Origin of the sequence: Mycobacterium shinjukuense, assembly GCF_010730055.1 — a bacterium.
In the GTDB taxonomy this organism is placed as follows: domain Bacteria; phylum Actinomycetota; class Actinomycetes; order Mycobacteriales; family Mycobacteriaceae; genus Mycobacterium; species Mycobacterium shinjukuense.
In genome coordinates this window covers 1,373,998-1,393,096 of record NZ_AP022575.1, presented here as the reverse complement: position 1 = coordinate 1,393,096, position 19,099 = coordinate 1,373,998, and the positions used below count along the sequence as shown (strand labels likewise).

General features: G+C 66.7%; 23 protein-coding genes and 1 pseudogene. 7 read left to right on the top strand and 17 right to left on the bottom strand.

The annotated features are described in order from the left end of the window. The first annotated feature begins 19 nt into the window (after positions 1-19). From G6N20_RS06135 to mhpA, 3 genes are read left to right on the top strand one after another with little or no spacing between them, the layout of a single operon-like run. Entirely contained in the window at positions 20-1,156 is a 1,137-nt protein-coding gene (locus tag G6N20_RS06135; protein ID WP_083047869.1) for a VOC family protein, read from the top strand. After that, positions 1,153-2,103: a fumarylacetoacetate hydrolase family protein gene (locus G6N20_RS06130; RefSeq protein WP_083047871.1), complete on the top strand. Its 951-nt coding sequence runs from the start codon at positions 1,153-1,155 to the stop codon at positions 2,101-2,103. Before G6N20_RS06135 ends, G6N20_RS06130 begins: the two co-directional genes overlap by 4 nt. Continuing rightward, positions 2,100-3,683, top strand: coding sequence for a bifunctional 3-(3-hydroxy-phenyl)propionate/3-hydroxycinnamic acid hydroxylase MhpA (gene mhpA, locus G6N20_RS06125; protein WP_232065443.1), 1,584 nt, complete (start codon positions 2,100-2,102; stop codon positions 3,681-3,683). The genes G6N20_RS06130 and mhpA overlap by 4 nt, the downstream gene beginning before the upstream one ends. Here mhpA and G6N20_RS06120 read toward each other — a convergent pair. The 13 genes from G6N20_RS06120 to G6N20_RS06060 form a co-directional block, all read right to left on the bottom strand. Next, positions 3,602-4,018 (bottom strand): type II toxin-antitoxin system VapC family toxin, encoded by a 417-nt coding sequence (locus G6N20_RS06120; protein WP_083047873.1) that lies wholly within the window; start codon positions 4,016-4,018, stop codon positions 3,602-3,604. The genes mhpA and G6N20_RS06120 overlap by 82 nt on opposite strands. A 3-nt stretch (positions 4,019-4,021) precedes the next feature. Further along, positions 4,022-4,294: a type II toxin-antitoxin system Phd/YefM family antitoxin gene (locus G6N20_RS06115; protein ID WP_083047875.1), complete on the bottom strand. Its 273-nt coding sequence runs from the start codon at positions 4,292-4,294 to the stop codon at positions 4,022-4,024. A gap of 25 nt (positions 4,295-4,319) precedes the next feature. Next, complete coding sequence (locus tag G6N20_RS06110; RefSeq protein ID WP_083047877.1) at positions 4,320-4,685, bottom strand: MerR family transcriptional regulator; 366 nt, start codon at positions 4,683-4,685, stop codon at positions 4,320-4,322. Between the two features lie 176 nt (positions 4,686-4,861). After that, positions 4,862-5,761: a universal stress protein gene (locus G6N20_RS06105; protein ID WP_083047930.1), complete on the bottom strand. Its 900-nt coding sequence runs from the start codon at positions 5,759-5,761 to the stop codon at positions 4,862-4,864. 103 nt (positions 5,762-5,864) lie between these two features. Continuing rightward, the gene (locus G6N20_RS06100) at positions 5,865-6,749 is read right to left on the bottom strand and encodes a universal stress protein (RefSeq protein WP_083047879.1); all 885 of its coding nucleotides are present in this window, start codon (positions 6,747-6,749) and stop codon (positions 5,865-5,867) included. 57 nt (positions 6,750-6,806) lie between these two features. After that, positions 6,807-7,748, bottom strand: a complete 942-nt coding sequence (locus G6N20_RS06095; RefSeq protein WP_083047880.1) for a formate/nitrite transporter family protein — start codon at positions 7,746-7,748, stop codon at positions 6,807-6,809. A gap of 40 nt (positions 7,749-7,788) precedes the next feature. Further along, positions 7,789-8,334: a flavin reductase family protein gene (locus G6N20_RS06090; protein ID WP_083047882.1), complete on the bottom strand. Its 546-nt coding sequence runs from the start codon at positions 8,332-8,334 to the stop codon at positions 7,789-7,791. Continuing rightward, positions 8,331-8,600, bottom strand: a complete 270-nt coding sequence (locus tag G6N20_RS06085) for a hypothetical protein (RefSeq protein ID WP_083047884.1) — start codon at positions 8,598-8,600, stop codon at positions 8,331-8,333. The genes G6N20_RS06090 and G6N20_RS06085 overlap by 4 nt, the downstream gene beginning before the upstream one ends. Beyond that, the gene (locus G6N20_RS06080; RefSeq protein WP_083047886.1) at positions 8,597-9,220 is read right to left on the bottom strand and encodes an RNA polymerase sigma factor; all 624 of its coding nucleotides are present in this window, start codon (positions 9,218-9,220) and stop codon (positions 8,597-8,599) included. Before G6N20_RS06080 ends, G6N20_RS06085 begins: the two co-directional genes overlap by 4 nt. A 13-nt stretch (positions 9,221-9,233) precedes the next feature. Beyond that, the gene (locus tag G6N20_RS06075; RefSeq protein ID WP_083047888.1) at positions 9,234-10,301 is read right to left on the bottom strand and encodes an acyl-CoA dehydrogenase family protein; all 1,068 of its coding nucleotides are present in this window, start codon (positions 10,299-10,301) and stop codon (positions 9,234-9,236) included. After that, positions 10,298-10,768 carry a cyanase gene (gene cynS, locus G6N20_RS06070; RefSeq protein ID WP_083047890.1) on the bottom strand — a complete coding sequence of 157 codons (471 nt, stop codon included), beginning with the start codon at positions 10,766-10,768 and terminating at the stop codon, positions 10,298-10,300. The genes G6N20_RS06075 and cynS overlap by 4 nt, the downstream gene beginning before the upstream one ends. Before the next feature lie 10 nt (positions 10,769-10,778). Then, a complete protein-coding gene (locus tag G6N20_RS06065; RefSeq protein ID WP_083047892.1) occupies positions 10,779-11,303 on the bottom strand; it encodes an OsmC family protein in 525 nt (174 codons plus the stop codon). 170 nt (positions 11,304-11,473) lie between these two features. After that, positions 11,474-12,976, bottom strand: a complete 1,503-nt coding sequence (locus tag G6N20_RS06060; protein WP_232065442.1) for an aldehyde dehydrogenase family protein — start codon at positions 12,974-12,976, stop codon at positions 11,474-11,476. A 159-nt stretch (positions 12,977-13,135) separates the two neighbouring features. On the opposite strand from G6N20_RS06060, the gene G6N20_RS06055 reads away from it, so the two are divergent. The 4 genes and pseudogenes from G6N20_RS06055 to G6N20_RS06040 all read left to right on the top strand — a co-directional run bounded on the left by G6N20_RS06055 (position 13,136) and on the right by G6N20_RS06040 (position 14,713). Continuing rightward, on the top strand, positions 13,136-13,306 hold the full coding sequence (locus tag G6N20_RS06055) for a hypothetical protein (protein ID WP_163662620.1): 171 nt from the start codon (positions 13,136-13,138) through the stop codon (positions 13,304-13,306). After that, entirely contained in the window at positions 13,281-13,604 is a 324-nt protein-coding gene (locus G6N20_RS06050) for an ArsR/SmtB family transcription factor (RefSeq protein WP_083047898.1), read from the top strand. The genes G6N20_RS06055 and G6N20_RS06050 overlap by 26 nt, the downstream gene beginning before the upstream one ends. Continuing rightward, a pseudogene (locus G6N20_RS06045) lies at positions 13,601-14,083 on the top strand (SRPBCC family protein); the annotation flags it as partial. The gene G6N20_RS06050 and the pseudogene G6N20_RS06045, both read left to right, overlap by 4 nt. Next, complete coding sequence (locus G6N20_RS06040) at positions 14,072-14,713, top strand: maleylpyruvate isomerase family mycothiol-dependent enzyme (protein WP_083047932.1); 642 nt, start codon at positions 14,072-14,074, stop codon at positions 14,711-14,713. The pseudogene G6N20_RS06045 and the gene G6N20_RS06040, both read left to right, overlap by 12 nt. Positions 14,714-14,746: 33 nt before the next feature. Here G6N20_RS06040 and G6N20_RS06035 read toward each other — a convergent pair whose 3' ends face one another. From G6N20_RS06035 to G6N20_RS06020, 4 genes are read right to left on the bottom strand one after another with little or no spacing between them, the layout of a single operon-like run. Then, a complete protein-coding gene (locus tag G6N20_RS06035; RefSeq protein WP_083047900.1) occupies positions 14,747-15,817 on the bottom strand; it encodes an ABC transporter ATP-binding protein in 1,071 nt (356 codons plus the stop codon). 5 nt (positions 15,818-15,822) lie between these two features. After that, entirely contained in the window at positions 15,823-16,665 is an 843-nt protein-coding gene (locus tag G6N20_RS06030) for a carbohydrate ABC transporter permease (protein WP_083047902.1), read from the bottom strand. Further along, positions 16,652-17,578, bottom strand: coding sequence for a carbohydrate ABC transporter permease (locus G6N20_RS06025; RefSeq protein ID WP_142272006.1), 927 nt, complete (start codon positions 17,576-17,578; stop codon positions 16,652-16,654). The genes G6N20_RS06030 and G6N20_RS06025 overlap by 14 nt, the downstream gene beginning before the upstream one ends. 11 nt (positions 17,579-17,589) lie before the next feature. Then, on the bottom strand, positions 17,590-18,906 hold the full coding sequence (locus G6N20_RS06020) for an ABC transporter substrate-binding protein (RefSeq protein ID WP_083047906.1): 1,317 nt from the start codon (positions 18,904-18,906) through the stop codon (positions 17,590-17,592). Positions 18,907-19,099: the final 193 nt, after the last annotated feature.

Sequence of the window (19,099 nt, the reverse complement as noted above, 5' to 3'; positions counted from 1 at the left end):
TCGTCAGTTAACTGGGGAGATGGTGGTGGACTCGGTGATCGGCACCCACAAGGACCTGCACAGCGAGCGAGGTGCCCGACCGGGCGAACACCCCGGCCGGTCGCGCAACCCGGTGATCAAAGTCGCCGACATTGCCTGGCTGGAGTTCGAGAAGCCGGATCTGACCCGCACCGAGGCGTTTGCCCGGGCCTTCGGTTTCCAGACGGCACACCGCGGTCCCGATGAGCTTCAGTTGCGCGGCACCGATGCCGGAGCGCCCTGTGTCATCGTGCATCGCGGCCCACGCACCCGATTCAGCGCGGTGGCATACCGGGCCTGCGACGAGGTCGACGTGCTGCGACTGGCCGACAAGACCGGCGGTAGCGTGCGCCCGCTGCCGGAGGCCATCGGCGGTGTGTCGGTCGACCTGGTGGACCCCAGCGGCATCCCGGTGCGCGTGGTCGCCGGCATGAACGAGCTGCCGGAGCTGCCGGGGCAACGGCCGCACGCGGTCAACGTCGGACATGACCTGCGGCGCGCCAACGCGACTCAGCGCCCCCCACGGGCACCCGCGCGGGTACAGCGCCTCGGTCACCTGGTGCTGCAGTCGACGAGGTACCAGCAGGCGCTGAACTGGTATCTGGACAACCTCGGGATGATCGTCAGCGACTTCCTGTTCTTTCCCGGCCAGCGCCGACGGGGGCCGACGATGGGTTTCATCCGCTGCGATCGCGGGGCCACCCCCGCCGATCACCACACACTGGCGCTGGCGCTCGGCCCGGCCAACCGCTACGTGCACTCGGCGTACCAGGTCAGCGACCTCGACGCGCTGGCGGCCGGCGGCGAATACCTCAGGGAAAGCGGCTATTTCCGATCCTGGGGAATCGGCCGCCACACTCAGGGCAGCCAGATCTTCGACTACTGGCGCGATCCCGACGGCTTCTTGGTCGAGCACTTCACCGACGGCGACATGTTCGACAACACCCTCGAACCCGGCTGGGCACCGTTGACCGCATCCGGGCTGGCCCAGTGGGGACCGCCGGCAACCACAGACTTTCTCGGTATTGCCCCGAAATCGGCCTGCCGCGAACTGGTTTCGATGATCACCGCGCTGCGCGCCAGCAACGAGTTCGATATCAACCGCCTGATCGGCCTAGTGAAGGTACCCACCCTGTGACAATCTCCATACTGCACACCGCCGAGGGCTGGTGGGTCGAGAACCCCACCGGCGCAGCCAAGATCGCCACCACCGCGACCACCACCGCCCAGTTGCTGGCCGACCGGGCCGCGATCGAGGCCGCCGCGGGCAAGGCCGACACCGGGGCCGGCTCCGTGGCCGTCGAAAGCTTGCGGTTGATCTCGCCGGTCACCCGGCCGTGCCGGGTGGTGGCGCAAATGACCAACTTTCGATCGCATGTCAAGGATGCCGGCATGGACCCGACCTCGGTTCCACTCACCTTCTTCCGCAAGGCGTCCGCGTCGATCGGTGGGCCGTTCGACGACATCGTCAAACCGGCCCATGTCCAACTGCTCGACTATGAGGTCGAAATCGGGTTGGTGATCGGACGCGCAATCCCGGTCGGCACCACCATCTCCGACGCGGACCTTGCCGACGTCATCGCCGGTCTGGTCGTCGCCAACGACGTGTCGGCGCGCGACATCCAGCTCCCCCAAACCCAGTTCTACGAAGCCAAGTCCTACCCGACATTCACCCCTCTCGGGCCGAAGCTGGTGCTGCTCGGAGCCGACGAACTCAAGCGCTTCGGCGATTTGCGACTTCGCCTGAGCGTCAACGACACCGAGCGGCAAAACGCACTGGTCGAGGGCGACATGCTGTATCGGCCGCTACCGGCGCTGCAGGCGCTGACGCAATTTCAGGAGCTCGCCGCCGGTGACCTGGTGCTCACCGGCACGCCGGCCGGCACCGCGCTGAGCGCTCCGCCCAAGGCGCTGGAGCTCATCGGAAACCTGTTGCCGCCAGCCATCAAATGGAAGGCGTACTTCAAACGTCAAGCCGGCAATCCGAAATACCTGCGGCACGGTGACATCGTGCAAGCGTCGGTAGCCACCGACGACGGGGCCATCGACCTGGGAACCCAGCGCACCGCCGTGCGCTACGCGTGAACACCAACCAGATCCCGCAGGTGCCCGTCGTCATCGTCGGCGCCGGGCCGACCGGCATCACCGCGGCCACGCTGCTGGCCCAGTACGGCGTCGGGTGCCTGGTCCTAGACCGCTGGCCCGGGGTGTATCCGCAGCCCCGCGCCGTTCATCTGGACGACGAAATCCACCGCATCATCGCTCGTCTCGGCATCGCCGACGAGTTCGCCGCGATCTCGCGACCCACGCTTGGACTGCGGCTGCTCGACAACCGATCCCACCGATTTCGGGTCCTGGCCGAATTCTACCGGGACCCGGCCCGCAGCATCCACGGCTTCCCGCAGGCAAACATGTTCGACCAGCCGGAACTGGAGGCCCTGCTGCGGACGAACCTCAAGCGCTACCCATTGGCCGAGTTGCGCGGAAACGCCGAGGTTACCAGGATTTCCGAGGACGGGGCGCGGGTGTGCATCACCTTCACCGACAAATCCGACGGCCACGTTCACCACGTCACCGCCGACTACCTGCTGGGGTGCGACGGCGCGAACAGCCTGGTGCGCAACCATATTGGCGCCACCATGCGGGATTTTCACTTCGAACAACGCTGGTTGGTCGTGGACGTGGCCACCGATACCGACCTGCGCCAGTGGGAGGGCGTGCACCAGGTATGCGATCCGGTTCGCGCCGGCACCTACATGCGTATCGGGCGGGCACGCTACCGCTGGGAGTTTCGGTTACTGGCCGGCGAACGTGCCGACGACTTCAGCACGCTGGCCGCGCTGCGACCCCTCATCGCACCGTGGACCGCCGACATCCCCGCCCACGAGCTGACGCTGCTTCGCGTCGCCGAGTACACCTTCCGTGCGCAGATCGCCGACCGGTGGCGCCGCGGCAACATTTTCCTGCTCGGTGACGCGGCGCACCTCACTCCCCCGTTCATCGGTCAGGGCATGGGGGCCGGACTGCGTGATGCGATGAACCTCGCCTGGAAAATCGCCGCGGTCGCCAGCGGCGCCCTGCCGGCGGAGGTGCTCGACAGCTACCAGCGAGAGCGCAAACCGCACACCCGGAAGCTGATCTGGCTGGCGCTCAGCGTCGGTTGGTCGATGACCGGCGGCGGTAGCTTCGGCAACCTCGTGCGACGCGCGGTGCTGCCCCGGCTGCGGCTGATCCCCGGCCTGCGCGACAAGATCGTCGACTCCACCACGCCCGCGCTGCACCGTTCCGCGTTGGTGTGCAGGCCCCGCCGCCCGCGCCAACTGGCCGGCACGCTGTGCCCGAACCCGGTGCTGCCCGGTGGCCAACGACTCGACGACGTGATCGGTGCCGGCTTCGCCGTCATCACCGTCACCGCGCTCAGCGCGGACCAGGAAGCCGCGCTGCGGGAGCGCGGAGTGGCGGTGCTGGTCGTCTCACCCGGCAGTGCGCTCGGGAAGTGGCTGCGCCGCGGCCGTGCCACGGCCGCGCTCATTCGACCGGATCGAACCGTGCTGCGCACCGGACACGACAACACGGCTTTCTTTCACCCGGATGGTGTGTTCGCTCCGGGTGCGACCACGGTCATCCGCAGGGCGGCGGCGGCCTCCCCGAGGCGGCCGTCGTAGGTAACCAACGCGGTCAACGGCGCAACCGATGCGGCGGCTTGCGCAGTGGCCAGGTGTATCGCGTCCAGCGAACGCAGCGTGGGGTCGGGGTAGGCCGCCGCGGTGGCGCGAATGACCGAGTCGACTTCGAATCGGTCCAGCCTGGCCAGCAGGGCGGGCACGGCGGCCAACCCTTCCGGGGCGACCGCCCGGATGGCTCTGGGCAGCTCAACGTCGGCCAAAGCGGATGTTATCCATCGCATGTCGGTGCGTTGATCGAGCCAGTCACCGAGCGCGTCAGACTCGACTTCGATGCGAATCAGCTTGACCAGCGCCGAGGTGTCCAGGTAGATCACGGGCTAATATCGTTCCTCGGCCCGCATGCGCCGCAACAGCGTGCCGGCGTCCAGACCGCCACGCATCGGAATCGTGGGACGAGGCGCCGGGCCATGCACTGTCGCCGGTTGCACCCTGCCGGCACCGATCAGCGCGTCGAGCGGGCCGGCGGAAGCCGGGATTATTCGGGCGATTACCTGGCCGCGCTCGGTAAGGGTGATCTCTTCGCCGCGCTTCACGCGGGCCAAAACCTTGGACGTCTCTTGGTTGAGCATTCGTATGGATATTTCACCCATGCCACCAATGTACTACATATACGTTCTACAAATCCGTGGCCGCTTGGGACCGCGCCGCTTTCGCGGCGTTGCGCAGGCTTCGGTTGGTTGATCGCAGGTCGACATTGGCCGCGGAGAGAGCCGCATTGTCGTCTTCGAGGTCGAGGATGCGCGCGATCCCGGCCAGGTTGACTCCGGCTTCGACCAGCGCGCTGATGCGCCGCAGCCGGGCCAGGTCGTCGGCGCTGTAGCGCCGAGTTCCGCCCGCGCTGCGCGCCGGTTTGACCAGACCGTGGCGTTCGTAGAGGCGAAGCGACTGAACCGCGATGCCGGAGAGTTCGGCGGCCACCGAGATGCCGTACACCCCATGGTTGGGTGCGGGTGCGCCGCTATCGACGGGACGGTCGGTCACCGAGCCATCTCCTTACCGCATGCAGACAAACCTGTCCACCACACCTGAACTGTTATGTCCGACGGCATTCGATTAAAATCGATGTCTATTCACATAATAAATCATTATTCATGAAGAGAGATTAGTCGGAGCGCGGCCCGCCGCTGCTGGGTACCGAGGGGCACACCTGGCCCGGCTTAGGACGGCCGTGCCACGATCACCGGCATCCGGACGGCGTGCACCACGGCGTTGCTCACCGAGCCCAGGAGCATACCGGTAATGCTCCCCCGACCGTGACTGCCGACCACAACGAGCTGCGCCGATTCCGACCTTTCGACCAGCTGCCGCGCCGGGCGATCACACACCACCACCCGGCACACCGTCACATCCGGATAGCGTTCCTGCCAGCCCGCCAGCCGCTCGGCGAGACTGAGCTGGGCTTCCGCCCGCACCGTGTCCCAGTCCAACCCCGGAAGGTCGACGACCTCCAGGTCGCTCCACGCGTGCAGCGCGATCAGCTCGACACCGCGCCGCGACGCCTCGTCAAAGGCCACCGCGGTGGCGAGCTCCGAAGCCGGCGACCCGTCGATGCCCAGCAGCACCGGAGCGCTCTGCGGATGCGGCATCAACGGATCTTCGTCGCGGATGACGGCGACCGGACAACGTGCGCGCCGCAGCACGCTCGAGCTGACCGAACCCAGCAGGACCCGGGCCACCGCTCCCCGGCCCGAGGAACCCACCACCAAGAGCTCCGCCTCACCTGACATTTCGGCTAGCGTCGGCGCGGGGGCGGAGAATACTACCTCACCCTTGACGGTGAGCTTGCGGTCTGTCGGCACGGCTTCCTCGGCGATCTTGACCGCCTCGGCGACGATCCGGCGGCCCTGGTCTTCCAGCCATACCCCCGCGGAATCGGGGTAGGGCAGGTTCGGCCAGGTCGCCACGCCCGTGTTCACCACGTGGACCACGGTCAGTGGAACGTTTCTCAGCACCGCGTCCCGGGCCGCCCAACACACGGCGGCGTTGGATGCGGACGATCCATCGACTCCGACGACAACGCCGAGGGCCTTAAGGGTTGTGGTGTCGGTTGCAGACATTTCGTTCTCCCTCTCTCCTACCCCGACGCTACGAACCGCACGGTCGCCGGCCATGAGGCTTTGGTCCTCGATCACGTGGCCATCAGACCTTCGCCGGTCGGCGTTAGCTGGGGCGGACGACGATCACCGGAACCTTCGCCGAGTGGGCCACCGCGGAGCTGACCGAACCGAGCAGCATGCCGGGAAATCCCCCGCGGCCGCGACTGCCCACCACCACCAGTTGGGCACGCTCGGCCCCCTCGAGCAGCCAGTGGGCCGGCTTGTCGCAGACCAGCGATCGGCGCACGCGCACATCCGGGTACTGCTCCTGCCAGCCGGCCAGCCGTTCGGCCAGGACCTCCTCCCCTTCACGTTCGCGGTCGCGCCAGTCCATCCCGAGGACCGGAAATACCCCGACGTCACTCCAGGCGTGCAACGCCACGAGTTCTACGCCGCGGCGGGAGGCCTCGTCGAACGCCAGTGCCGCCGCGGCATCCGACGCCGGCGATCCGTCGATACCCACCAGCACGGCCGCCTGGGAATCCGCGGCGGTGCCCGCATCGGCATGAATGACCGCGACCGGACAGTGCGCATGGTGCAAGAGCGCGGTGCTGATCGAGCCCAGCAGCAGACGACCCAACGCACCCATACCCTGACTACCCACGACGATCATCCAGGCCTGCTGGGAAGCGTCGATGAGCGTCGGCACCACGTTGGCATAGACCAGCTCGGTCCGCACCTTCGGCGACTCGGCTGCACCCACGCTGGCGGTCAGCGTCTTGCGGGCTTGGTCGATGACCTGGCGCGCCCGGTCTTCCTGCCAGTGCGGCATCTCGGCATAAAGTTGGCCCACCGGCCATCCGACCACCACCGGGGCAACCGCGTGCAACAAGGTGATCGGCGCTCGACGCATGACGGCCTCGCGCGTTGCCCAGACCACCGCCGCGTCGGATTCGGCTGACCCGTCGACCCCCACGAGTATTCCGTATTTCGTTGCACTATCCGACATTTCACGCTCCTTTGCAGCCAGCGAACCGACCCTGAGCGATGGCCGTCGGCCTCTACGCTATAAGACGGCGGTATCGCGGGGCAGGGCCGTTGGACTCCACTTGCCGCCACCGACGTCGGCTATCCCGCGCGGCTGCAACTGGCCGATCAGGAAAAACGGTACCGCCACAAAAAACGTGCCGCCGACGAGATTGCCCGCGCCGGTGACGCAGATATTCGTCAGCAAGCCGTGACTGCCCAACCCCCAACCGATTGCGGTATGCGGTGCCGAGGAATGAAACGCGCTGAGCAACATGGGAAGTCCAAGAAACCCGACGTTGGCGATAACGTGCTGGGTGCCGCCCATCACGAACGCCGACGGTCCGTAAAAGGCAAAACCCATCCGCGCCACGTCGCTGCGGGCTTTGTAGTACAAGCACATCGCGGTTTGCAGAAACCAGGTGCACAACACCGCCAGCAAGAACGCGGTCCAGAAGGGTTGGCCGGTCTTCTCGACGCCCACCGTCGCTGCTCGCCCCGCGAAGGTGCCCAGGTATGGGCCGCCGGCGGCAGCGCACACCGTGACAAACACCAAGGCCCCAACCAGATTGCCGGCCGCGCCGATGACCAGTAGCCGTAGGTAGCCCCGCCAGCTCAGGCGGCGCTGCAGCACCGCGAGGAAGCCGGCGGCCATGTCCGCGGTGATCAGCGACATCCCCGAGACCAGGATGAGCACGAAGGACATGCCGAACGCCAGGCCCATTAGCAGGCTGGCAATGCCCGGCGTGCTCACCCCGGTGCTGACAACCAACGACAGCAGGGTGCCGAACCCCACCATCGCCCCGCCGACCACCGAGCGCATCAGAAATGCCCACGGATGCGCCGATTTCTGCAACGCCATGCTGGCTATTCGGCACACCATGGCCGCGACGCTCAGTGGCTCGAACGGATCCTCGATGGATCGGTCGGTGATCGGCGGTTCGGCCAGGCAAGGGTCGGCCGCCGCGGCGGGCTGGGACATAGGCTCACCCTTTCGTGCGACACCGAAAGCCCTGCGCTACTTACGAAGCCACGGCGTTGACGGCCGTAACCCAGTCGTGCATCCGCCCCGAGTGGTACAGCAGCGGCAAGGCGCCGCTGCGGTGAACGGCACAGGCGCGAATGAGCAGGATGACATGGTCGCCGGCGTCGTATATCCGGTCGATGACACCCGTTACCGAGGCGGCGGCGCCGGCAAGTATCGGGCAGCCTCGCTCGTCGGTGTCGAATTGCACGCCTTCGAAACGGTTCTCGACCTTGCTGGCAAACCGGCGCGCCAGGTGGGCCTGGTCGCGCGCGAGAACGTTGACCGCGACCGCAGTGCCCATGCGGAACGCCGGCAGGCTGCCCGCGCTGCGTGCCACGCACTGCAGCAGCAGCGGCGGGTCGATCGACACCGAGGCGAACGAACTGATCGTCATGCCGACCCGCCGGTCTCCCAAGCGGGTTGTCAGCACGGTGACACCGGACGGAAAGGCGCCCATGGCGTCACGCATCGATGCGGCGTCGACGGGTCCGCCCAGTGTCCATGACTGTTCGAGTGGCGGCAGCGGCGCGTTGGTGTTCATCCGGGTTGGCCTTTCCTGAGGGTGTTGATCGTGCCGAGGACCCCCACAACGTGCTCGTCGGTGAGCTTCTGCCCGTCATAGACATGGTTGAGCAGGATCTTGAGGTCGCGCATTTGCTGCAGATACACCAGGCACGGCGGGCATTCATCGAGGTGTTTGGCCACCACCGCGCCCCACGTCTGCGGGTCGGAGTCGACCAGATCATCGACGAGCCGCACAAAGTCGACGCAATCGATTGCGGGCACTGTGTTGTCGTGGACGGTCATCGTTGATACCGCTTTTCCAATTCGTTTCGAAGGTTTCCTCGGGCTCGATAGAGCAGCGCGCGCTGCGCCGCGGCGGACAGTTCGAGAATGTCGCCGGCCTCCTGCGCGGACGTACCGACGAGGTCTCGGAGGATGACCAGCTGTCGTTGCCGCATCGGCAACGCGTCCAGTGCCTCCCGCACGTGGTCAACGAGTTCCTGGGCCACCGTTTGGTCCTCCGGGAGGAATCGCCGAGACGGTGGAACGCGCCAGTGCCCGGCGTCGGGGTGACCGGCCGGGTGCATGCGGCCGGACAGCGGGTCGGCGTCTTCGGTGGCCAGCAGCTCGTGCGCGCGGATCCGCGTCTCGCGGCGCCGGTGCCGCGCCGCGGTGTTCTTGACGATCCCGAACAACCAGGTGGCCACCGAAGAACGCCCCTCGAACGAGTCCGAAAACTTCAGCACCTGCACCCATGCTTCCTGCACGGCTTCTTCGGCCACCGATGGTGAATTCACCATGGTGCAGGCAAAATTCACCATCGGCCGGTGGTAGTCGCGCACCAGGGCGGTCAGCGGGATCCCGCCGACCTCGGGTTCAGGATCCGTGGGCGGCTGGCACCCGCCGCCCGCCGTCGGAGTCACCGCTGACCGTCACTCAACAGCACCCGCCGAGTTCCCAGCGCAGCTGAGCTTCGGAGGGCGACTGGACGGGAAGGAACGCGGCCTCCCGGTAGCGCCGGCTCGCCGGTGTCCTGCTGGCGTAGCCCTTCCCGCCGGCGGTCCGGATCTCCAAAGCGGCACAGGCGCTGGCGATCTCGGCTGCCGTCAGCCGCAATGCCAGTAGCTCTTTGTTGTTGGGCGGTTGCATTCCGCCGATCGCCGAGGTCAAACTCGCCAACGTCTTCTCGGCCAGGGCCAGCTTTCCCGCGATCAGATCGACATCGGAGCTAAAGACGGAGTTCACTCCGGTCAGGCCAAGCTTGCACTGTGCCATCGCGGTCTTGGCCAGGCCAAGGCACATGGCCGATTGCAGGACCAGGAAGGTGGGGCGGACCGCGTCGAGAAACCCGTCGAAGTCCGTGGACAGCACTTGCTCGGAGGTGATGTAGGCATCGTTGAGCTCCAGATACGACGACGCCGTGCTATCCATTGCCAACAGCTTGAAGCGATTGCCCACCGTGACGCCCGGCGTGGTCAACGGCAGAGCCACGATCAGTTTGTCGCCGCGCTCGGTTCGGGCCGCGGTGACCAACATCGAGTCGTCGTAGAGGTTGCTGGCCCACCTGATGCAACCGCCGAGCTGGTAGCCCCCCGGGGCCGGTGTGGCCGTGAGTTCTAGGCTTCCGCAACCGGCAGCGTCCTTGAAGGCCGCGGCCATGCCGGTCACCCCCAGCGCGGTCCCGGCCAGCAACGGCTTGACCGCGGCCGTGCTGAATAGTGTTCCGGCCGTGAGCAGATACTCCACCACCATCCGGCTGGCCCACACCGCGAACCCGGTGCTCATGCACTCGCCGGAGATCACGCTGATCACCTCGGCCATCTGCGGAAGCCTGCCATCGGCGTTGCCCGGGGCGCCCACCCCGAGCAGACCGGCGGCACCGAGCATCGTGAAACTGCGTCGGGCATTGTCCTGGCCGCGGTCCAACGCGTCGGCGTGGGCACGAATGTCTTCCAGCAGCTCCGAATCGAACAGACCGATCGCGCCATCGATTGTCGCGGTCACGGCAATACCTCCTGTTCGGTGTGATTCCATCGGTAGTCGAGAAATTTGCCGTCGAAAATGACAATGACGCGATCACCCTGCGGATCCGGACGACGTTCGACGCTCATGCGGAAGTTGATCGCGCTCATGATCCCGTCACCGAATTCCTCGGTGATCAGCTCTTTGATCGCCGGCCCGTACACCGACAGCGCCTCATGAAACCGGTGAATCGTCGGATCGGCCGACACCGACGGGTCACTTCCCCGATAGGGCACCATCTGCAAGATGGTGACGGCATCGTCACCGAGGTCAAGCAGCGCTGCCACCGTCGCGGCGTCGGCGCTCGACAGTGGATGCTGGCCGAGCAGGGCTGCCACCGTCCACACCCGATCCTTTCCGATTGCCTCGGCGATCCTGGCCCAGCTCAAGCCCTTGTGCAGGCGCGCCCGCCTGATGACCTCGGCGAGCCGCGTTCTGGTATGGGTCACGTCGGGAGTCCTAGCCGATTGCCAGGGTGGAGTCGACGGTGACTGGACGGCGGAACGTGTTCACCACGGGCGACCACGCGATCGCGTTGTCGTGGATCTCCTTCAGTGTCGCGTCGTCGGCATCGCCGGCCAGGGTTACCGTGCAGCGAACCGCGCTGAAGCCCAGGACTTTGCCCTCCGGGGTGTCACCGACCCCCCAGACGGCGGAGATGTCGATATCACCGGCCATCTCGACCTCGATCTTGGTCAGGGTGACACCACGGTGGGTGGCGTTGGCCAGTAGGCCGACCGAGATGCACGACCCCAGAGCGGCCAGCGTGGTCTCCGAGGGATTGGGCGCCGAATCATCGCCCAGCAGCGCGGGCGGCTCCCCGACCAACATCGGGGCCAGGTCGCGCACATAGGTCATGTTGCGGAATCCGGACTCACACACCGTGCGGGCCGTCAGGGTCTTCTTGCCGGTGCCCGGGTCGGCCTTGGCACGGCACGACAGCCGGTCAAGGCCCTCGGCATCGATGACAAGCGCGTCGGTCATGGACTTTCTCCGTTTCTCCAGCGATGGTCTTCATGGCCTTAGTGCACGGCGCACGCCACAACGTGACGGGCAGCGGAAGTGATTTACGCCATCGAGACGAACGTCACATGGGCGAAACCACGACGGCGGGAGGCGCGGGATGCTGGACGCCGTCGGCCGCTGGCTGGGCGTCAGCCCCGATTCAGCAGGCGCAGCAGTCGGGCGAAAAGCCGGCTGCGCCAGGCGGTGTAGGGGTACATGTGCGGGTCCCAGCCGGGATTGATGCGCGAGATAAACAGCGACTGGTGGCGGCAGTACTTTCGAATTCCGCCGGCGCCGTGTCGATAGCCGATGCCCGAACCCGGCTTGGCCCCGCCCATCGGCAGTTCCAGCGCGGTGTAGTTGAGCAGCGCATCGTTGATCGTGACCGCGCCGGCGTTGATCCGACGCGCCACCGCTTCGGCGCGCGCGGTGTCTCGGGAAAACACCGCCGCGCACAACCCGTACTCCGAGTCGTTGGCCAGCCGGATCGCCTCCTCGGCGTCGGCGACCTTCATGATCGGCAGCGTCGGACCGAAGGTCTCCTCGCGCATGCAGGCCATGTCGTGGTTGACATCGACGAGCACCGTCGGTTCGTACCAGTAGCCGGTGGTTCGCCCGCGCTTTCCCCCGGTGAGGATCTTGGCGCCGCGTGCGCGCGCATCCTCGACGTGGCGTTCCACCGTCTCCACTTGCGGTGGAAAGGTCAGCGATCCGACGTCGACCGTTCCGGGTCCGGTGGGCACACCCTGGCGTATCGCGCGCACCTTGTCGGTGACCCGGGCGACGAATTCGTCATAGACCGGTGCCTCGACATAGCAGCGCTCGATCGAGATGCACGTCTGCCCGCAGTTGAACATCGAGTAGTAGGCCGCGTGGTTGGCCGCGCGTTCGATGTTGGCGTCGGCGAGCACGATCATCGGATCCTTGCCGCCGAGTTCCAGCGATGCCGGGATCAGCCGCTCGGCGGCGCGCATGGCGATCTTGCGGCCGGTGGCGGTCGACCCGGTGAACATGATCATGTCGACCTCGTCGACCACCGCCGCGCCGGTGGCCCCGCGTCCGGTCGCCACCGCGAAGACGTCCGCCGGCAGCCCGCACGCGGCCAGGCCCTTTGCCAGGAAGAGCGATGTCAACGGTGTTATTTCCGAGGGCTTGAGGATGACGCTGTTGCCGGCGGCCAGCGCCGGTATGCAGTCGCCGAACGAGTTGGTCAGGGGGTAGTTCCACGGACCGATAACACCGACCAGCCCGACCGGGCGGTACCGCAGGACCAGCCGTTTGTTCTTGACGAAGATCGATGACGAGTGGATCCGCTCGTCGGCAAGGTAGCGCGGCGCGTGATCCGCCCAGAAGCCGAATGCCGCTGCACCGTAAGATAATTCGGCGATCTGAGCGTCTTCGTAGGCCTTGCCGGTCTCCGAGCAGATGGTGCGGACCAGCTCATCGGCGTTGTCCATGATCCAGCGCTGCATCCGCTTGAGCACCTTTGCCCGCCCGTCGAACCCTAGTGCTTCCCATACCGGTTGGGCGGCGCGGCCGCGCCGGGCCAGCTCGGCGACCTGCTCGGGTGTCATGTCGGGCACGTGCGCGATCACCTCGCCGGTGGCGGGATTCTCCACCGCGATCTGCCGGCTGCCGTTGTGGTCGTCCATCATGCCTCCCTCGGGGTGTTCACTGCGGTGTGTCCTTGGTGCTGGTCGCGGCGCTCGGGCCGTTGGCGGCGCGCGGAACCGAGGAGGCCGACCGTTGGAAGGTTAACCGAGCCGGCCCACACGATCGACGTCTCCGCCCGACCATTTTTTGATCTGGCCATGTCTGATCTGGCCATGTCTGATCCGGCCATGTCTGATCCGGCCATGTCCGATCCGGCCATGTCCGATCCGACCATGGCCGGACCCCGCGCCGACATGGGCGCGGCATTGCCGACCAACATCGGTAAGTATAGACTTACGGTTCGTGACCGCTTACCGATGTACCGGTGAGGCGTGGCAGGCCCTGGCTGACGGGACCCGGCGGGCCATCGTGGAACGCCTGGCGCATGGCCCATTGGCCGTCGGGGAATTGGCCCGCGACCTTCCCGTCAGCCGGCCGGCGGTGTCACAGCACCTCAAGGTGCTCAAGTCGGCCGGGCTGGTGTGCGATCGCGCCAGGGGAACCCGTCGCGTCTACCAGCTGGACCCGGCCGGGCTCGACGCACTGCGCGCCGACCTCGACCGGTTCTGGACCCAGGCCCTGGCCGCCTACGCGCATACCCTCGACATCGAAGGAGATGGCTCATGACACCCCGGCGAACCGCTGTTCATCACCGTGTTGTCGTCAACGCCTCGATCGAGCGCGCGTTCGAGGTGTTCACCGCGCGGTTCGGCGACTTCAAACCCCGCGAGCACAACCTGCTTGCCGTCCCGATCGCCGAGACGGTGTTCGAATGCCATGCGGGAGGCCATATTTACGATCGTGGAGTTGACGGGACCGTGTGCCCATGGGCGCGCGTGCTGGTCTACGAACCACCCACCCGGGTGGTGTTCACCTGGGACATCGATCCGGCCTGGCAACTGCAACGCGACCTATCCAAGACCAGTGAGGTCGAGGTGCGCTTCACCGCCGAGTCCCCGCGGCGAACGCGGGTGGATCTGGTACACCGTCACCTCGACCGCCATGGTCCGGGCTGGGAGTCGATCGCCGACGGCGTGGACAGCGCTGACGGGTGGCCGCGGTACCTGGACCGCTATGCCGGCCTGGTGCGCCACATGACCCGCCCCGGAGATGGCGCACCCGCCGCCCTGATGGACATGGCCCGCGCCGAGCGTGCCGAGCTGGTGGAGTTTTTGGCAACGCTCACACCGCAGCAGTGGGCCACACCCAGCCTGTGCGACGGCTGGAGCGTCAAAGACGTTGTCGCGCATATGTTCAGCTACGAAGATCTCAACGCATTCGGGTTGGTCAAGCGGTTCATCAAGGGCCGGGTGGTGCGCGCCAACGAGGTCGGCGTGCACGAGTTCGCCGCGCGGAGCCCGGATGAGTTGCTCGACTATGCCGGTCAACACCTGCAACCACGCGGGCTGACGGCGGGTTTCGGCGGCATGATCGCTCTGCTGGACGCCATGATCCACCACCAAGACATCCGGCGCGCACTGGGCCGGCCCCGCACCATCCCCGCCGAGCGGCTCACCCGCGTTCTGTGGCTGACGCCGAGGAACCCTCGGCTTGGCGCTCGGCCACGAATCAAGGGATTGCGCCTGCGCGCCACCGATGTCGACTGGGTACACGGCCGCGGGCCCGAGGTAACCGGCCCCGGCGAGGCACTGCTCATGGCGATGGCCGGCCGGCCCGCGGCCCTGGCTGACCTCTCGGGTCCCGGGACGGCAACGCTGGCCCAACGACTGGAGTAGCCGGTGATGGCCGGCCGCCGGCGCCGGATCCGCTCAGCCGAGGCGACGCCCGTCGACACCGAAAAAGTGCAGGTGCCCGGGCTGCGGATGCAGCCGCACGCGGGTGCCCTTGTCGGGCGGATCGCGCCCGTCGGTGCGCGCCACGACGGGTTTGCCGACGACCTTGCCGGATCCGCTGATCCGGCCATACAGGTAGGCGTCCGCCCCGAGCTCTTCGACCACGTCGACGTCCATCTCGACACCCAGACTGCCCAGCTCGAAATGCTCGGGGCGCACCCCGACGACGACCTCGGCCGCCCTGCCGGCGATCTCACGCGGCACGGGGATCAGCCAGTCTCCCAACGAGACCGCGGAATCCACGACGGGGAGGGTGAACAGGTTCATCGCCGGAGATCCGATGAAGCCGGCGACGAACACGTTGCCCGGACTGCGGTACAGCTCGCGCGGCGCGGCGCACTGCTGCAGCACGCCGTCGCGCAACACCGCCACCCGGTCGCCCATGGTCATGGCCTCCACCTGGTCATGGGTGACATAGACCGTGGTGGTGCCGAGTTGGCGCTGCAACGCCGCGATCTGGTTGCGGGTCTGCACGCGCAGTTTGGCGTCCAGATTCGACAGCGGCTCGTCCATCAGGAACACCTGCGGCCGACGCACGATCGCGCGGCCCATCGCCACCCGCTGCCGCTGGCCGCCGGACAGGTCCTTGGGCTTGCGATCCAGATACGGTTGCAGATCCAGCAGTTTCGCCGCGGCCAGCACGCGCTCGCGGATCTCGAACTTCGAAATGTTGGCGACTTTCAACGCGAAACCCATGTTCTGCGCCACCGTCATGTGGGGATACAGGGCATAGTTCTGGAAGACCATCGCCACGTCGCGGTCCTTGGGCTCGACGTTGGTGACGTCGCGGTCGCCGATCCGGATGCTCCCGGAATCCAGCGATTCCAGGCCGGCCACCAGCCGCAGCGAGGTCGTCTTGCCGCATCCGGACGGCCCGACCAGGACCACGAACTCGCCGTCGCCCACCATCAGGTCCAGGCGGTCCAGGGCGGGGCGATCCGTGCCGGGATACCGCCGCGTGGCCCGCTGGAAACTCACCGAAGCCACCGGCGTTACCCGCCCATCCCGGTCACCGCGATCCCGCGGACAAAGGAGCGTTGCGCGGCCGCGTAGAGCACGACCAGGGGCAGCAGGATCAGCATCGAGGCCGCCATCAACACCGGCCAGCGCGCGACGTATTCGCCGCGCAGCCGAACCAGGCCAAGCGTCAGCGTGGCCAGGCTATTGCGCTGGATCATCAACAGCGGCCATAAAAAGTCATTCCACACGGTGACCCAGGTGAGCACGCCCAGCACCATCACCGCGGGTCTGGCGTGGGGCAACAGAATTCGCCAGTAGATCTGCCAGGGCGAGCAACCGTCCAGAATCGCGGCCTCCTCCAGATCGGCGGGCAGGGTGCGGAAGAACTGTCGCATCAGATAGGTGCCGAACGCACCGCCGAACAACCCCGGCACGATCATCGCCCAGGGTGTGTCGACCCATCCCACCGTCCGCATGAGGATGAACTGCGGGATCACCGTGACGGTCAACGGCACCATCAACGTGCCCAGGTACACCACGAACAACGTCTCGCGTCCGCGAAACTCGAGTCGCGCGAACGCGTATCCGGCCAGTGAGCAGAAGAAGACCTGCCCGGCCGTGACGCATCCGGCATACAGCACGGTGTTGAAGAACATCCGCCAGAACGGCATCAGCGCGAACACCGCACGATAGTTGGACCACTGCGGGTGCGACGGGAACAGCGTCGCCTCGCTCACCTCACCGTCGGTCTTCAACGAGCCCGACAGCGCCCACAGGATCGGGAACAGCGCACACCACGCGATCGCGATCAGCGCGGCGTACACCACGATGCCGCGAAAGACGTTGCGCTGGACCACTCGATCAACCCAAACCACGGGAACCCTCCCAGGAACGTCGCCGGGTGATCCGAAACTGCAGCACGGTCAGCACCAACAGGATCGCGAACATCACCCAGGCCAATGCCGAGGCATACCCGAACTCCAGGAACGAAAAGGCGTGCTGGAACAGCATGATGCCCAGCACATACGTCCCGGTTTCCGGTCCGCCGTTGGCGCCGGTGAGGACGTAGACCAGGTCAAACGCCTGGAACGCGTGGATGATCGAGATGACCACCACAAACGAGATCGACCCACGGATCAGCGGCACCGTGATGGACACGAACTGGCGAACCTCGCCGGCGCCGTCGATCTTGGCGGCCTCGTAGACGTTGTCCGGAACTCCCTGCATCGCCGCCAGCAAGACCACGGTGGCGAACGGCACGCTGCGCCACACGCTGACCAGGCAGAGCGCCACCATGGCCCAGTGGGGTTCGACCAGCCACGGGATGGGTCCGATCCCGATCCAGCCGAGCATGATGTTGAGCAGCCCGTCGTCGGTGTTGAAGACGAACTGCCACACCACCGCCATCACCACCGACGAGATCGCCAGCGGCAGAAAGACGATGGTGCGAAAGATGCTGATGCCCTTGACTTTCCGGTTCAGCACCCCGGCGACAAGAAGGCTGATGACGACGGTGGGCAGCACGCTGCCGAGGGTGAAGATCGCCGTATTGCGCACGGCGATGAGAAACAGCGGGTCGGAGGTGAACAGGTTCTCGAAGTTCGCCAGACCCACGAACCGCGGCGGCGTGAACAGGTCCCACCGCTGCAGACTCATGTACAGCGAGAAACCCAGCGGAAACAGCAGGAACACCATCACCGCGGCCAGGTTGGGGGCGACGAACAGCCGACCGGCGCGCGCGCGTCGTCCCGGGCGGCGGGTGCCCTTCGGGGCCCGCGCGGTGGACATGCCGGTCGCGGTCATGGGTTGCGCAGCACCTCGTCGACGGCACGTGCCAGCCCGGTCAGCGACGTCGCCGGCCGGGATCCCCGCAGCACGGGCCCGAAGTTGCGATCCATCAGCGCGTTGATCTTTTCCCACGCCGGGGTGATCGGCATGCCCGCCGAGTGGTCCGGGCCGTCGGTAAGCACGCTGAGGTTGCCGAGCCGCCGGTGCGCGCCGGCGAATCCTGCGGATGTGATCGCAGACCGCAGCACCGGTACGAACAGGCTGGATTCACCGATCAGGGCCTGCCCGACGGGGCCGGTGGCGAACTTCACGAACTCCCAGGCCTGCTCCCTGCGTCGACTGGTCGCCGCGATGGCGAGCCCGGTCACGCCGATATTCGAGCACGCGGCGCTCGCGCGGGGACCCATGGGCAGCGGCGCGACGTCGAAGTCCAGGCCGGCGGCCCGATCGAACGTCGGGTAGCGCCAGTGCCCAGCGAGCGCCATCGCGGCCTTGCCCACCGAAAACAGGTCCGCCGTCGACATCGACTGCTGGTCGGAGATGCTGGGGGCCACCCGGTACTTGTTGATCAGATCGGCGTAGAACTGCACGGCTTCGATGAAGGCGTGGTCGTCAAAGTTGAGGTGGGTCGGGTTGACCCGCGGGGTCGACCACGGCACACCGTTGTTCATGGCGAACAGCCCCGCCGAGTAGACCGCGACCCATGCGTTGACGAAACCCCATCGCGTGACCCGCCCCGACCCCTCGCGCTGGGTCAGTGCCCGGGCGGCGTCCAGGAACTCGGCGAAGCTCCACGAGCGTTCCCAGTCGCCCGGCGGCGGTCGCACCCCCGCCTCGTCGAAGAGCTGTTTGTTGTAGTACAGGTAGTTTCCCGACCATTGCTCCGGAAAAGCGTACTGGCCACCGTTGAACGTGAAGGTGTCGTACAGCGCGGGGATGCCGTCGGCCTTCAGTTCCGCGGCGAACGCGTGGTCGCGCGCCAACAAGGTGTTGAGGTCGAGCAACACCCCCCGGTCGGCCAGCTCGGCGTAGGTCAGTTCCCATGCCATCAGCACGTCGGGGCATTTTCCGCCCGCGCAAAATGTCGACAATTGCTGCATGACGCCCGGTCCCGACAGCAGCGGGCGCACCGTGATGTCGGGGTGACGGCGCTGGAATTCGTTGACGACGCGCATCCGGGGACGGATCTCGTCCGGATTGGCCGCGAAGAAGAAGGTCAGCGCGTCATCGCCGGACCCGCAGCCCGCGGCCCACGGCGCCAGCGCCGCGGCGGTGAGCGCACCCGCGCCGCGCAGCAGGGTCCGCCGCCTCAACGGCTCATCGAACATGACGCTCCCGATTGTGGGCCCCGACCGCGGTGCCGACCAGCGGTCTCGCTCGTAGGTTAGTCAGGGGGTTGGAACCAGCGCCGCCCATGCCGCCGGCGCCGCCACCGCCGAGACCCCACGTGCGCGGCTGTTGGCGACCCGGTGCGCACGGTGCACGTTCCCTGTTGTCACACCTGCCTCACGCGTTTCGGCG